Annotated in this window: 17 protein-coding genes and 1 riboswitch; of the genes, 14 read left to right on the top strand and 3 right to left on the bottom strand. The window is 42.9% G+C overall.

Going from position 1 to position 13156, the window contains the following annotated elements:
- The first annotated feature begins 31 nt into the window (after nucleotides 1-31).
- Both ACRRMM_RS12860 and ACRRMM_RS12865 read left to right on the top strand, forming a co-directional pair.
- Nucleotides 32-862 (top strand): ABC transporter ATP-binding protein, encoded by an 831-nt coding sequence (locus ACRRMM_RS12860; RefSeq protein ID WP_008347057.1) that lies wholly within the window; start codon nucleotides 32-34, stop codon nucleotides 860-862.
- 72 nt (nucleotides 863-934) lie between these two features.
- Entirely contained in the window at nucleotides 935-1186 is a 252-nt protein-coding gene (locus ACRRMM_RS12865) for a YusU family protein (RefSeq protein ID WP_035389350.1), read from the top strand.
- A gap of 232 nt (nucleotides 1187-1418) precedes the next feature.
- On the opposite strand, the gene ACRRMM_RS12870 is transcribed toward ACRRMM_RS12865, so the two are convergent.
- From ACRRMM_RS12870 to ACRRMM_RS12880, 3 genes are read right to left on the bottom strand one after another with little or no spacing between them, the layout of a single operon-like run.
- The gene (locus tag ACRRMM_RS12870; protein ID WP_007500333.1) at nucleotides 1419-1766 is read right to left on the bottom strand and encodes a spore coat protein; all 348 of its coding nucleotides are present in this window, start codon (nucleotides 1764-1766) and stop codon (nucleotides 1419-1421) included.
- A 12-nt stretch (nucleotides 1767-1778) separates the two neighbouring features.
- Complete coding sequence (locus tag ACRRMM_RS12875) at nucleotides 1779-2030, bottom strand: hypothetical protein (RefSeq protein ID WP_060698253.1); 252 nt, start codon at nucleotides 2028-2030, stop codon at nucleotides 1779-1781.
- A gap of 10 nt (nucleotides 2031-2040) precedes the next feature.
- Nucleotides 2041-2178: a YuzL family protein gene (locus tag ACRRMM_RS12880; RefSeq protein WP_008347049.1), complete on the bottom strand. Its 138-nt coding sequence runs from the start codon at nucleotides 2176-2178 to the stop codon at nucleotides 2041-2043.
- Between the two features lie 199 nt (nucleotides 2179-2377).
- On the opposite strand from ACRRMM_RS12880, the gene ACRRMM_RS12885 reads away from it, so the two are divergent.
- From ACRRMM_RS12885 to metQ, 12 genes are all read left to right on the top strand, one after another.
- Nucleotides 2378-4765, top strand: coding sequence for a 3-hydroxyacyl-CoA dehydrogenase/enoyl-CoA hydratase family protein (locus tag ACRRMM_RS12885; protein ID WP_019743166.1), 2388 nt, complete (start codon nucleotides 2378-2380; stop codon nucleotides 4763-4765).
- Between the two features lie 12 nt (nucleotides 4766-4777).
- Entirely contained in the window at nucleotides 4778-5953 is a 1176-nt protein-coding gene (locus ACRRMM_RS12890) for an acetyl-CoA C-acetyltransferase (protein WP_255389842.1), read from the top strand.
- 11 nt (nucleotides 5954-5964) lie between these two features.
- Nucleotides 5965-7749 carry an acyl-CoA dehydrogenase family protein gene (locus ACRRMM_RS12895; RefSeq protein ID WP_060781380.1) on the top strand — a complete coding sequence of 595 codons (1785 nt, stop codon included), beginning with the start codon at nucleotides 5965-5967 and terminating at the stop codon, nucleotides 7747-7749.
- A gap of 110 nt (nucleotides 7750-7859) precedes the next feature.
- Nucleotides 7860-8216, top strand: coding sequence for an arsenate reductase family protein (locus ACRRMM_RS12900; protein ID WP_008356673.1), 357 nt, complete (start codon nucleotides 7860-7862; stop codon nucleotides 8214-8216).
- Between the two features lie 66 nt (nucleotides 8217-8282).
- Nucleotides 8283-8666, top strand: a complete 384-nt coding sequence (gcvH, locus tag ACRRMM_RS12905; protein WP_003213614.1) for a glycine cleavage system protein GcvH — start codon at nucleotides 8283-8285, stop codon at nucleotides 8664-8666.
- 44 nt (nucleotides 8667-8710) lie between these two features.
- On the top strand, nucleotides 8711-8947 hold the full coding sequence (locus ACRRMM_RS12910; protein ID WP_008347037.1) for a YusG family protein: 237 nt from the start codon (nucleotides 8711-8713) through the stop codon (nucleotides 8945-8947).
- Nucleotides 8948-9074: 127 nt separating this feature from the next.
- A complete protein-coding gene (locus tag ACRRMM_RS12915) occupies nucleotides 9075-9419 on the top strand; it encodes a toprim domain-containing protein (protein WP_008347035.1) in 345 nt (114 codons plus the stop codon).
- A 13-nt stretch (nucleotides 9420-9432) separates the two neighbouring features.
- Nucleotides 9433-9735 carry a thioredoxin family protein gene (locus ACRRMM_RS12920; RefSeq protein WP_041091867.1) on the top strand — a complete coding sequence of 101 codons (303 nt, stop codon included), beginning with the start codon at nucleotides 9433-9435 and terminating at the stop codon, nucleotides 9733-9735.
- A 120-nt stretch (nucleotides 9736-9855) separates the two neighbouring features.
- Complete coding sequence (locus tag ACRRMM_RS12925; protein ID WP_017368016.1) at nucleotides 9856-10197, top strand: SCP2 sterol-binding domain-containing protein; 342 nt, start codon at nucleotides 9856-9858, stop codon at nucleotides 10195-10197.
- 102 nt (nucleotides 10198-10299) lie between these two features.
- Nucleotides 10300-10408: riboswitch (SAM riboswitch) on the top strand.
- Nucleotides 10409-10563: 155 nt separating this feature from the next.
- Nucleotides 10564-11589: a methionine ABC transporter ATP-binding protein gene (locus tag ACRRMM_RS12930; protein WP_024719778.1), complete on the top strand. Its 1026-nt coding sequence runs from the start codon at nucleotides 10564-10566 to the stop codon at nucleotides 11587-11589.
- Entirely contained in the window at nucleotides 11582-12250 is a 669-nt protein-coding gene (locus ACRRMM_RS12935; protein ID WP_025207943.1) for a methionine ABC transporter permease, read from the top strand. The genes ACRRMM_RS12930 and ACRRMM_RS12935 overlap by 8 nt, the downstream gene beginning before the upstream one ends.
- A 14-nt stretch (nucleotides 12251-12264) precedes the next feature.
- A complete protein-coding gene (metQ, locus tag ACRRMM_RS12940) occupies nucleotides 12265-13086 on the top strand; it encodes a methionine ABC transporter substrate-binding lipoprotein MetQ (protein ID WP_007500351.1) in 822 nt (273 codons plus the stop codon).
- Nucleotides 13087-13156 lie beyond the last annotated feature (70 nt).

The raw sequence follows: 13156 nt of genomic DNA on the forward strand, positions 1-13156 counted from the left end.
ATTTGGATGAGAAAAGGAGCGTTTGAGCGGAATGAGTGCCATTTCTACTGAAGGTTTAAGCTTAGGTTACGGAGAAACAATGATCATAGACGAACTAAATGTGTCAATCCCTAAGGGTGAAATCACAGTATTTATTGGCAGCAATGGATGCGGTAAATCCACGCTACTTCGCTCTTTGGCCCGTCTCATGAAGCCAATGGGTGGTTCTGTCCTGCTTGAAGGTCATTCCATTGCCAAATTACCAACAAAGGAAGTGGCGAAACAGCTCGCCATTCTTCCGCAAGGACCAGAAGCGCCAGAAGGATTAACGGTGCATCAGCTCGTCAAGCAAGGGCGATATCCTTATCAAAATTGGCTGAAGCAATGGTCAAAGCAAGATGAAGAAGCGGTAAATCGTGCACTGAAGTCAACGAAGATGGAAGACCTTGCTGATCGAACGGTTGATTCATTATCAGGTGGACAAAGGCAGCGTGCATGGATTGCGATGACATTGGCACAGGAGACGGATATTATTCTATTAGATGAGCCAACAACGTATTTAGACATGACGCACCAAATTGAAATCCTGGATCTTCTTTTTGATTTAAATGAAAAAGAGCAGCGCACGATTGTCATGGTTCTGCATGACCTCAATCTCGCTTGCAGATATGCGCATCACCTTGTGGCCATTAAAGACAAGTCAATTTATGCAGAAGGAAGACCGGAAACTGTCATTAACTGTGATCTTGTGAAAAATGTCTTTGATATGAACTGCCAAGTAACAACAGATCCTTTATTCGGAACACCGTTATGTATTCCGCACGGCAGAGGACGCTGTATTGTCCAACAGGCACAAGCTGAGACATTTCTTGCTGCAAGATAATCGTATGTGAAAAGCCTGACATCTGTTACATGCAGAGTCAGGCTTTTTTCTGAAAAAAGGAGCGGAATACCAATGGGAAATGAATTAGATGAAAAGCTCGAAGGCCTACTTGATAAATATACAGAGCTGCTGCTTGGTGAAACGAATGAGGAACTGAAAAGAGAGGTCACGCAGTGGATCATCTATTCTCATATTGCCAAAAGCATGCCGCCTTTAGCCAAGCATTTTAATGACATGTATCCAGAGGCAAAAGAAGACATCAAAGAAATGATTCAGCGGATCAAGCAATTAAATGAAGCTCATCGTGCGAATAAAGACCGTTAAAAAACTGCCAGTACGAGCTGGCAGTATCAGATTGTTGACAAAGGGCTAAAATGAACTTTATTTTAGCCCTTTGTCTTCTTTTCAGCGTGATAGAAAACTTTTGCAGTCTAGGAAGAACGAGCATCGGAGCGGAGTGAATTTGACATTCGTGAGCACCAAAGCGCAGGACTGACACCGAATGCGAGGGTTTGTCTACACGCTGAAACTGCCAGTACGAGCTGGCAGTTTCTCTTTATGACATAGGTGATGATCCGTACGGTGATTGATCTGTCAGTGTTTGCTGGAACTTTTGATGTGCCTGCTGGAGCTTCTGCTGGTCAGCAGCTTCGACAGAGTACCAGCCATATTTGAACATGACATCATATAAATGTCTTTGCGTTTTTTGTGTTTCTAGCGCAATTCGCTGAATATCTTGGTAAAGAGATTCATGGCTGAATTCATTGAGCGCTGTGTTATATCCGCTTGTCATATATTTTTCAGTCGACAAAAGGTCTGTGACAAAGTCGCGATCGTTCATGTTTGTCGTTGTTGGAACCGGCGTTTGTGGATTCCCGATTTTTTGTTGGTTTTGCTGTTCCATGTCTGTTACCTCCTATTGCATAAAGCCAGAAGACTGGCCTTGCCCTGAGCTGCCTAAATGCTGAAGAATTTGTGTGTAATGCTGATGATGCATTTGGCCAACTTGATTGAGTTCTTGTTTCAATGTTTGATCCTGACAATGCTCGGCCATAAAATGAGCCTTTTTCATGGCGATCAAATTCCAGTTCAGCATATCCTCTAGGTACAAGGAATCTTTTACTGAAATCACCTGTGGGGGCATATTCATTTGCTGGTTGTTCAAGATGTGTTCCTCCTTACGATTTCTTTTTATATTGCTGATTTTGACTGGTCTTTTTACCACCTAGGTCTGCTTCTTGTGATGGACCTGCGTTTCCTTTCACACTTGCAGCACTTACGCCTGCTTTTGATGGGTTCTTTTGCAAACGAGACATGTGGACATCACCTCCATTCTTACAATTCCCCCTCGTCTTTAATTCATACGCTGTAAAGAAAGTCGCATGAGAATGTGTAAATTTTTGAAATCTGCTATTGAACTGTTTCGGAAAATCTTTTAAGATAAAGAAAGAGGCATTGCTTTTTTTTGGACAAAAAATGAATGACTGTTCATTCAAAATGTTTAGGGGGATATTTATGGGCAAACATATTCGCAAGGCGGCTGTCATTGGTTCAGGTGTCATGGGCTCAGGCATTGCTGCACATCTAGCCAATATCGGGATACCAGTAACATTGCTAGATATTGTGCCACATGAACTGACAAAGGAAGAAACGGCAAAAAAGCTAACGCTTGATCACCCTAGTGTTCGGAATAGATTAAGCCAAGACGCAATGAAAAAATTGTTAAAGCAAAAGCCAGCACCTCTTACTTCAGCCAAAAACCTATCATACATCACACCCGGAAATCTCACAGATCACCTTTCCTTATTACACGATGCTGACTGGATCATTGAAGTCGTCACTGAAAAGCTCAGCATTAAACAACACGTATTCTCTCTCATCGACGAACACCGCAAAGAAGGCAGCATCGTATCCAGCAATACATCCGGTATTTCTGTTGAAAAAATGGCAGAAGGCCGATCAGCTGATTTTAAACGCCACTTTTTAGGCACTCACTTTTTTAACCCAGCTCGTTATTTAAAGCTGTTAGAAGTAATTCCTATTCAAGAAACAGATCCAGAAGTACTCTCATATATGAAAACATTTGGTGAAGATGTACTTGGCAAGGGTGTGGTCGAAGCAAAAGATACACCGAACTTTATTGCCAACCGAATTGGCACTTATGGGCTTCTTGTCACAGTGCGTGAAATGCTTGAGAACAAATACACGATCGGAGAGGTCGATTCTGTTACAGGTCCACTCATTGGCAGACCGAAAAGTGCGACCTTCCGCACACTTGATGTGGTGGGACTCGACACATTTTCTCATGTAGCCCGCAATGTGTATGAACAGGTAGAAGGAAAGGAAAAAGATATTTTTCAGCTGCCTGAGTTTATGGAAAGAATGCTCGAAAAAGGGTGGATCGGCAGCAAAGCAGGGCAAGGATTTTATCAAAAAAACGGAAAGAGCATTTTAGAGCTTGATCCTGTCACACTCACATACGGAGAACGGACAAAGCTGAAGGATCCGGGCATTGACATTGCCAAGCAGCAAAAGGGGACAAAAGCGAAATTGAAAGCGCTTATTTATCAAGACGGCCGTGCTGGGCAATTGCTTTGGAATATGACCGCACCTGTTCTTCTTTATTCAGCTCAACTAAAAGGCGACATTGCGGATGATATTCAGTCCATCGATAACGCCATGAAATGGGGATTTGGCTGGCAGCATGGCCCGTTCGAGCTGTGGGATGCGATTGGCGTGAAAAAAGCCGTCAGTCGAATGGAAGCGGAAGGGCACAGCATCCCGACCTGGGTGCGAGATATGCTTTCACAAGGACATGACACATTCTATCAAGAAAATGCCGAAGGAGACCGTGCATTTTATCAGAATGGTGCTTATGAACAGGAAAAGGGAAACGACAAGAATATTTCGTTAGCTAGATTGAAAAAGAAACACGATGTCATTTTTAAAAATACAGGTGCAAGCTTGATCGATATTGGGGATGATGTTGTCTTGCTTGAATTTCATTCGAAAAGTAATGCCATTGGGCTTGATGTCATTGATATGATCAATCGTGCTGTAGATGAAACGGAAAAGAATTATAAAGGGCTGGTCATCGGTAACCAAGGAAAGAACTTCTGTGTTGGTGCGAATCTCGCCTTAATTTTAATGGAAGCACAGGACGACAACTTCTTTGAAATTGATTTTGTCATTCGCAGGTTCCAGCAGGCGATGATGAAGGTGAAGTATAGTGACCGTCCAGTTGTGGCTGCACCATTTGGTATGACACTTGGCGGAGGGACGGAGCTTTGTCTACCAGCAGCCGCTATCCAAGCGTCCAGTGAAACGTATATGGGGCTTGTCGAAGCGGGGGTCGGACTCATACCGGGCGGAGGCGGAAACAAAGAACTCTATATTCGCCATCTGCAAGGAGCGGAAAAGCCATCAGCAACTGCGATCCAAGATGCTACGCTACAAACCTTTGAAGCCATTGCGATGGCAAAGGTATCTACATCAGCAGAGGAAGCGCGTGATATGAAGATGCTCCGAGTGAATGACCGGATCAGCATGAATGGTGATCATTTAATCCATGATGCGAAACAACTCGTTCTTTCTCTTGATGAAGCGGGTTATCGTGCACCTCTGAAGCGAAAGGTGCCCGTGATGGGGGAAACAGGCTACGCAGCAATGGTGCTGGCTGCTGAAAACATGAGATTGTCTGGATACATTTCAGACCATGACATGACCATTGCGAAAAAACTAGCACATGTCATTTCTGGCGGCAAATTGCCATTTGGTACAGAGGTGGATGAACAATACTTATTAGAGCTTGAAAGAGAAGCCTTTTTAAGTCTTGTAGGGGAAGTCAAATCTCAGGCACGCATGCAGCACATGCTCGTTAAAGGAAAACCTTTACGTAACTAGGGGGGAGTCAAAATGAGAGAAGCAGTGATTGTAGCTGGCGCAAGAACACCAGTAGGGAAAGCCAAAAAAGGATCATTAAAACATGTCAGACCTGATGATATGGGCGCATTGTGTGTAAAAGAAACGCTAAAGCGTGCCGGTGATTATGATGGAACAATCGATGATTTAATCATCGGATGTGCGACACCAGAAGCAGAGCAAGGGCTGAATGTGGCCCGGAATATCGGGGCATTAGCAGGTTTGCCATATACAGTACCTGCTATCACCATTAACCGCTATTGCTCTTCTGGTCTGCAGTCAATTGCTTATGCAGGTGAACGAATTATGCTTGGGCAGGCAGAAACCATTTTGGCCGGAGGCGTCGAATCGATGTCGCAAGTCCCAATGATGGGTCACTCCATTCGTCCAAACGCTCTTTTGGCAGAGCAAGCGCCTGAATACTATATGAGCATGGGCCACACAGCGGAGCAAGTGGCGCAAAAGTATCAGGTCACAAGGCAAGATCAAGATGCTTTTGCGGTGAGGAGCCATCAAAAGGCAGCAAAGGCACTTCAAGAAGGGAAATTTTCAGATGAAATTGTTCCCGTTGATGTGATAGAAAGACGGGTAGGAGAGCAGTATCAACTAGAAGAACGCCAATTTACGTTCTCACAAGATGAAGGTGTCAGAGCGGGCACAACAGAGGAGGTTCTTTCAACGTTACGACCTGCCTTCTCAACAAAAGGCACAGTGACTGCAGGAAACTCTTCGCAGACGAGTGATGGAGCGGCATGTGTCATGATGATGGATCGCGAAAAAGCATCTTCTCTTTCTCTTCAGCAGCTCGCCAAGTTCAGGGCGTTTGCTGTTGGTGGTGTACCACCTGAAGTCATGGGAATTGGGCCGGTTGAAGCCATTCCGCGTGCGCTGAAAATCGCTGGTCTAGAGCTGAAGGACATCGGGCTGTTTGAATTAAATGAAGCATTTGCTTCTCAGGCGATTCAAGTCATTCGTCATTTAGGGATCGATGAAGAGAAGGTAAATGTCAACGGCGGCGCCATTGCATTAGGACATCCGCTAGGCTGTACAGGAACGAAACTCACGCTGTCACTCATTCATGAAATGAAACGGCGAAATGAACAATTTGGTATTGTGACGATGTGTATCGGCGGGGGCATGGGAGCAGCAGGCATTTTTGAATTGATCTAAAGGGGGAAAACATGATGAAAGCAATGGAAGATGTAAAAAAGGGTGGCAGTTTCTTAATTGATGAGACGAATTATGAGCATATCTTTACACCAGAGGATTTCTCTGATGAACATCAAATGATCGGGAAAACAACAGAAGATTACATTTTACAAGATGTCGTTCCGCACATCGATCAAATTGAAAATCATGAATTCGAGCATTCTGTTCGTCTCTTGAAAAAGGCTGGAGAGCTTGGCCTGCTTGGTGCGGATGTTCCTGAGGAATTTGGCGGGCTGGGGCTAGATAAAATCAGCTCAGCCATCATTACTGAAAAATTTGCAAGAGCAGGCAGCTTCTCTCTTTCTTACGGCGCCCATGTCGGGATCGGTTCTTTGCCGATCGTGCTGTTCGGCAATCAAGCGCAAAAGGAAAAGTACCTGCCAGGACTCGCCTCTGGAGAAACAATTGCGGCATATGCCCTAACAGAGCCAGGGTCAGGTTCTGATGCGCTAGGTGCGAAAACAACGGCAGTCCTGAATGAAGCTGGAACGCATTATGTCCTCAATGGGGAAAAACAATGGATCACAAACTCCGCATTTGCCGATGTGTTTGTCGTGTATGCGAAGATTGATGGTGAACACTTCTCTGCTTTCATCGTAGAAAAGGATTTTCCTGGAGTCAAAACAGGACCTGAAGAGAAAAAGATGGGCATTAAAGGGTCCTCGACGAGAACGTTAATCCTTGAAGATGCCGAAGTGCCAAAGGAGAATTTGCTTGGTGAAGCAGGCAGAGGTCATGTCATTGCCTTTAACATTTTAAACATTGGACGCTACAAACTGGCTGTAGGGACAATCGGTGCATCAAAACGAGTCATTCAATTATCAGCAGAGTATGCCAATCAGCGTAAGCAGTTTAAAACACCAATTTCTCAATTTAGCTTAATTGGCGAAAAAGCAGCCAACATGTCGGCAAAGCTCTATGCCATGGAAAGTGCTGTATACCGCACAGTCGGGTTATTTGAACAAAGAATGGGTCTGTTAAGTGACGAGGAGCAAAAGGATGGGAAACAAATTGCGCAATCCATTGCAGAATATGCGATTGAATGCTCTCTTTGTAAAGTGCTTGGCTCTGAAACGCTCGATTACATTGTGGATGAAGGTGTGCAGATTCACGGCGGATATGGTTTCATGCAAGAATACGAAGTCGAAAGAGCTTATCGTGACTCACGAATTAACCGTATTTTTGAAGGAACGAATGAAATTAACCGATTGCTTGTGCCAGGCACCTTCTTGAAGAAAGCGATGAAAGGAGAGCTTCCGCTTCTTCAAAAAGCGCAAACCCTACAGGAAGAGCTAATGATGATGATGCCGGAAGAGCCGGGTGATCAGCCGCTTGATCAAGAGAAATACTTACTTGCCCATGCGAAAAAGATCGCCTTGATGGTATCTGGAATGGCGGCGATGAAATATGGGAAAGCATTAGACAAAGAGCAAGAAATCCTTGTGAATATAGCAGATATCGTCAATGAACTCTTTGCTGCTGAGTCGGCGGTCTTGCGTACGGAAAAAGCAATCGCTGCATCAGGCGCAGAAAAAAATGCACAAAAGCTGGCGTATACACAAATTTTCACACAGGAAGCCTTTTTAAAGATTGAAGCTCATGCGAAAGAATCATTGATTGCCATGGAAGAAGGAGATTCACTCCGTATGAGTCTGTCAGCCCTTCGCAAGCTGACAAGATTCACGCCAATGAATGTCATCGCCAAAAAGCGTGAGGTGGCGAAACGAATCTTTGAAGCAGAGAAATATATCGTATAAGACGGCTTAAAAGGTGCGGATATCATGTCGCACCTTTTTGTAAGCATACATTTAGGTTTTTCATATGTTTTGTGATAAAATGTTGTCACTATTTGCAGGAGGTGAAAATGGTGGCTTTAGATTTTTACGAATACCCATCTTGCGGTACATGCCGAAAAGCAAAGAAATGGCTGGAAGAACACAATAAAGACATCAACAGCATACATATCGTCGAAGAGACGCCTGATAAAGAAACATTAAAAGCCCTTTACGAAAAAAGCGGTTTAGAGCTGAAGAAATTCTTTAATACGAGCGGTCAGAAATACAGAGAGCTGCAGCTGAAAGATAAACTTCCTGCAATGTCAGAGGACGAACAGCTTGAATTACTTGCGTCTAACGGAATGCTAATCAAGCGTCCAATAACAACAGACGGCAAACGAGTGACAGTTGGATTTAATGAAGATACATTTAAAAGCGTCTGGAAATGATGTAACTTTCATTCAGATTGTGGTATCTTCAATATAGATTGTAAGAAAAGACTGGAGGGGTATGAAATGAGCACACCAAAAGATTTACGTTATTCAGAAGAACACGAATGGGTCAAAGTAGAAGGAGATAAGGTGCGTATCGGTATTACGCATTTTGCTCAATCTGAGCTAGGGGATATCGTGTTCGTTGAGCTTCCTGAAGTAGGAGACAAAATCACAGCGGACGAGCCTTTCGGAAGTGTAGAATCAGTCAAAACAGTTTCTGAACTATACGCACCGATTAACGGCACAATCGTTGAAGTAAACGATGAGCTTGATGACAGCCCAGAGTTCGTCAACGACTCTCCATACGAAAAAGCTTGGATGATCGTAGTAGAGCCAGCGGATACATCTGAAATCGAGAACTTAATGACAGCTGAGCAATATGAAGAAATGACAAAAGAAGACTAATTCATGTGAAATTGGACACTCTACCTATATGGGGGGTGTCCAATTTGTCTTTTCAAAAAGAACAGGTGGATATAACAGAGCATGTCACTGGACGATTCAAAGAGAGCGGCATGGTGCTTTACCATCAAAACGAAGAGATTGGCACGATGATTAGTGAAAATCAATATGAATTAAAATCAGGTTATTCCTACGATCAAAACCGTTTTTATCGTCTGTCAGATACATTGACCCATGGGACTGAAAAATATGTAGACTGTGACGATGAAAATGGCTGGTGCTGATCACAGATAAGGCTGCAGTGAGTGCTGCAGTCTTTTTGTTGATCAATTGCCCAATCTTTACAACCTGAATGAAAGATTGTAATCTAAGGAAGAAGTGAATCAACGTCAAAAGGGCCGGGTGATCGTGATGAATGTCGAGATAGAAAAGGTCATCATTGTAGAAGGTAAATCAGATAAACAGAAGCTAAAAGAAGTCATAAGTGAACCTGTTACCATCATTTGCACCAATGGCACGATCAGTACATCGAAGCTGGATCAGCTTGTGGACGATTTATTCGGGAAAGACGTTTACATATTAGCAGACAGTGACGATGCTGGCGACAAACTGCGGAAGCAATTTCGAAAAGAATTCCCTGAAGCACTGCATCTTTTTGTCGACAGAACGTACCGCGAAGTGGCCGCTTCACCGTCAGCCCATATTGCATCTATTCTATTAGCTGCAAACATTGATGTTCATTCGAAATATTTATGAGGGTGGACGTATTATGAAAGAGATTGAAGAACACGAATTCAAAGAGATAGAGGACGATTTATTTCTTTTATACTTATATACACCGTTTTGCGGAACATGCCAGCTGGCAAAGAAAATGCTGGCAGTCGTAGACGCCATGCAGCCGGATGTACCATTTTACGAAAACAATTTAAACTATTCACCAGGTTTTGCAAAAGCATTTGAGATCGAGAGTGTTCCTTGCTTTCTCCTGTTTAAAAAGGGTGAAATCGTGCAAAAAGGCTATGCTTTTCACTCCGTTCCATATCTTCACGAAATGATTGAAACCGCTAAATAAAGCGGTTTTTTGTCATATTTCAAGCAATTCATTTGAAAATTTGTCGAGCTATTTATAAAGGACAAGCCGATGTTTGTAGAGAAATGTTATGTATAACCAAATGACAGGGAGGTTATACATGTGGAAAATGTGAAAGCCCATGGAAGTGCAGGGCAGCGATTATTGTTAAAGCCGCTGCTCTCATCATCATCCTTGAAGATTACATTTGAGGCGGAAACGGACTCTTGTACATTGATTGTGGATGAACGTGGTGAAGTGAAGAAACTACCTGCAATTGAGTTATCGGATCTCATCTTTTATGGTGAGCGAAAAGAGATTTTGCAATTATTAGATGGAGACATGTCCTTACAGCAGCTGATCAGCAGAGGACATGTGAAAGTGAAAGGCTCATTTCGAGCGCTTCTTCGACTAGAAGCAGTACTTTGGTTGACGAACGGTTTTTTTCGAAAAATGATAACGTAGTCGTTTACTTGGAAATTAGCGATTTACAGCGTTGACATATCTCAGATAGCATGATATTCTACGTTAGTAAAAACATGAACATCACATAAAACAACATATTTTCTCTTATTAAGAGAGGTGGAGGGACGTGCCCTATGAAACCCGGCAACCGTCAGCATAGCTGAAATTGGTGCCAATTCACTCAAAGCCGCAACGCTTTGAAAGATGAGAGAAAGGCGTATTTGATATAAAAGGCCTTTCTGCTTGCGTTGCAGTTAGGTCTTTTTTACTGACCTTGCGTCAGGCTAGCGTCATAACAGTCGGAAGAATAAATGAACGTATGTGATGGCAACCTATAGATTCAGCAAGAAAGCAGGTGAACAGACTGTGATCCATTTACAGAATGTATCAAAAACGTATCATTCAAAAAGCGGAAATGTTGATGCCGTGAAAGACGTCAACTTGGATATCGATAAAGGTGAAATATTCGGAATTATCGGGTATAGCGGCGCTGGGAAAAGCTCCTTGATTCGCCTATTAAACGGTCTGGAGTTGCCAACAGAAGGAATCGTTGAAGTGGCAGGCAACCGGATCAATGAAGTATCGAATGCGAAACTTCGGAAAGCAAGACAAGAAATCAGCATGATTTTCCAGCACTTTAACTTGCTCTGGTCAAGAACAGTGAGACAAAATATTATGTTCCCGCTCGAGATCGCAGGTGTACCAACGTCAAAACGGAGAGCTCGTGCAAACGAACTGATTAAATTGGTCGGTTTAGAAGGAAAAGAAAATGCATATCCTTCTCAGCTCAGCGGCGGGCAAAAGCAGCGTGTAGGGATTGCGAGAGCATTAGCGAATGACCCAAAAGTTCTGCTATGTGACGAAGCCACTTCTGCGCTTGATCCACAAACAACGGATTCCATCCTTGAGCTTTTAGCCGATATTAATAAACGACTAGGACTCACCATTGTATTGATCACACATGAAATGCACGTCATTCGCAAAATTTGTCACCGTGTGGCAGTGATGGAGAATGGCCGTATTGTCGAAGAAGGCGAAGTATTACGTGTCTTCAGACAGCCGAAAGAAGAAATGACGAAGCGATTCGTGAAACAGCTTGCTGAACCAGAAGAAGCAAAAGAAACGATCGAGCACGTCCTAGAGAGAGTAAAAGAAGGTCAGGTCGTCAGGTTGTCCTTTATTGGAGATTCTGCCGAACAGCCGCTGATCACGGAAATTATTCGATCCTTCAAGGTCGATGTGAACATCCTGCAAGGAAAGATTTCTCAAACGCAGGAAGGCGCGTTTGGAACACTCTTTATCCATATTAATGGAGACGAGAACGAAGTTGAAAAAGCCATCGCCTATATCCAAAGCAAACAGGTTGAAATCGAGGTGATGACACATGTTTGAGAAATGGTTTCCGAACGTTGATCTAGAGGTTATTTGGAACGCGACGGGTGAAACGGTCTATATGACACTCATTGCATTAGCGTTTGCTTTTGCTATCGGCATCATCCTTGGGCTGTTGCTCTTTTTGACAAGTAAAGGCGGTTTGTGGGAAAACAAACCAATTAATGCTGTCATCGGCGCAGTAGTCAACATTTTCAGATCGATTCCCTTTATCATATTAATCATTCTATTATTAGGATTTACTAAACTAATTATGGGCACGATATTAGGTCCAAATGCAGCATTACCAGCCCTTGTCATTGGCTCAGCCCCTTTCTACGCACGTCTTGTCGAAATTGCACTGCGTGAAGTAGACAAAGGAGTCATTGAAGCAGCACGATCTATGGGAGCAAAAACGTCGACCATTATTTTCAAAGTATTGCTTCCAGAATCACTGCCAGCCCTTATTTCAGGAATTACTGTAACAGCGATTGCTCTGATTGGCTCTACTGCGATTGCAGGAGCAATTGGAGCAGGCGGACTTGGTGACCTTGCTTATGTAGAAGGATACCAATCTGGTAATACAGATGTCACACTTGTAGCCACTGTGTTTATTCTGATCATCGTCTTTATCATTCAAATAATCGGTGATTTGATTACAAATAAAATTGATAAACGTTAAGGGAGGAATTATTCATGAAGAAATTGATTTTAAGTGCACTATTTCTAGCATTTGCAGGCATTTTAGCTGCTTGCGGTTCATCAAATAACGCAAGCGATAACAAAACCATCACGGTTGCCGCTTCAAAAACACCACATGCCGAGATTCTTGAAGAAGCAAAACCACTTCTAAAAGAAAAAGGCTACGATCTAAAAGTGAAAGTACTGAGCGATTATAAAATGTACAACAAAGCATTAGCTGAAAAAGAAGTGGATGCGAACTTTTTCCAACATATCCCTTACTTGAACGAAGAAAATAAATCAAACAAAGATTACAACTTAGTGAGTGCTGGTGCCGTTCACCTTGAGCCTTTCGGTATCTACTCTAAGAAATACAAATCAGTAAAAGATATTCCAAACGGCGGCACGATCATCATGACAAACAACGTAGCTGAGCAAGGACGTATGCTTGCCCTATTACAAAATGCTGGTGTGATCAAGCTTGATCCAAAAGTAGATACAATCAACGCAACAGTCAAAAACATCAAAGAAAACCCGAAGAACCTAAAATTCAAAAAAATCGCTCCTGAACTAACAGCGAAAGCTTATGAAAACAGTGAAGGCGACGCTGTATTTATCAACGTTAACTATGCGATCCAAAATAAATTGAATCCGAAAAAAGATTCAATCGAACTTGAGCAAACGAAAAACAACCCGTATGCAAACATCGTCGCTGTTCGCAAAGGTGACGAAAAATCAGAGAAGATCAAGGTATTAATGGAAGTTCTTCACTCGGATAAAATCAAAGAATTCATCGACAAAAAGTATGATGGTGCAGTATTGCCTGTATCTGAATAACAACTTGTAAACCTCGCTTTCATCAAAGCGAGGTTTTTTTTGTGTATTTTTTCAAATCTCGCTCATAATA

The organism is Bacillus sp. XT-4 (assembly GCF_050864245.1).
Lineage (GTDB): Bacteria > Bacillota > Bacilli > Bacillales > Bacillaceae > Bacillus > Bacillus altitudinis.

Coding starts and splice junctions, on each gene's coding strand:
- ACRRMM_RS12870 (WP_007500333.1), bottom strand. CDS start 1,766: ATGGAACAGCAAAACCAACAAAAAATCGGGAATCCACAAACGCCGGTT.
- ACRRMM_RS12885 (WP_019743166.1), top strand. CDS start 2,378: ATGGGCAAACATATTCGCAAGGCGGCTGTCATTGGTTCAGGTGTCATG.
- metQ (WP_007500351.1), top strand. CDS start 12,265: ATGAAGAAATTGATTTTAAGTGCACTATTTCTAGCATTTGCAGGCATT.
- ACRRMM_RS12935 (WP_025207943.1), top strand. CDS start 11,582: ATGTTTGAGAAATGGTTTCCGAACGTTGATCTAGAGGTTATTTGGAAC.
- ACRRMM_RS12880 (WP_008347049.1), bottom strand. CDS start 2,178: ATGTCTCGTTTGCAAAAGAACCCATCAAAAGCAGGCGTAAGTGCTGCA.
- ACRRMM_RS12915 (WP_008347035.1), top strand. CDS start 9,075: ATGAATGTCGAGATAGAAAAGGTCATCATTGTAGAAGGTAAATCAGAT.
- ACRRMM_RS12895 (WP_060781380.1), top strand. CDS start 5,965: ATGATGAAAGCAATGGAAGATGTAAAAAAGGGTGGCAGTTTCTTAATT.
- ACRRMM_RS12860 (WP_008347057.1), top strand. CDS start 32: ATGAGTGCCATTTCTACTGAAGGTTTAAGCTTAGGTTACGGAGAAACA.
- ACRRMM_RS12920 (WP_041091867.1), top strand. CDS start 9,433: ATGAAAGAGATTGAAGAACACGAATTCAAAGAGATAGAGGACGATTTA.
- ACRRMM_RS12890 (WP_255389842.1), top strand. CDS start 4,778: ATGAGAGAAGCAGTGATTGTAGCTGGCGCAAGAACACCAGTAGGGAAA.
- gcvH (WP_003213614.1), top strand. CDS start 8,283: ATGAGCACACCAAAAGATTTACGTTATTCAGAAGAACACGAATGGGTC.
- ACRRMM_RS12865 (WP_035389350.1), top strand. CDS start 935: ATGGGAAATGAATTAGATGAAAAGCTCGAAGGCCTACTTGATAAATAT.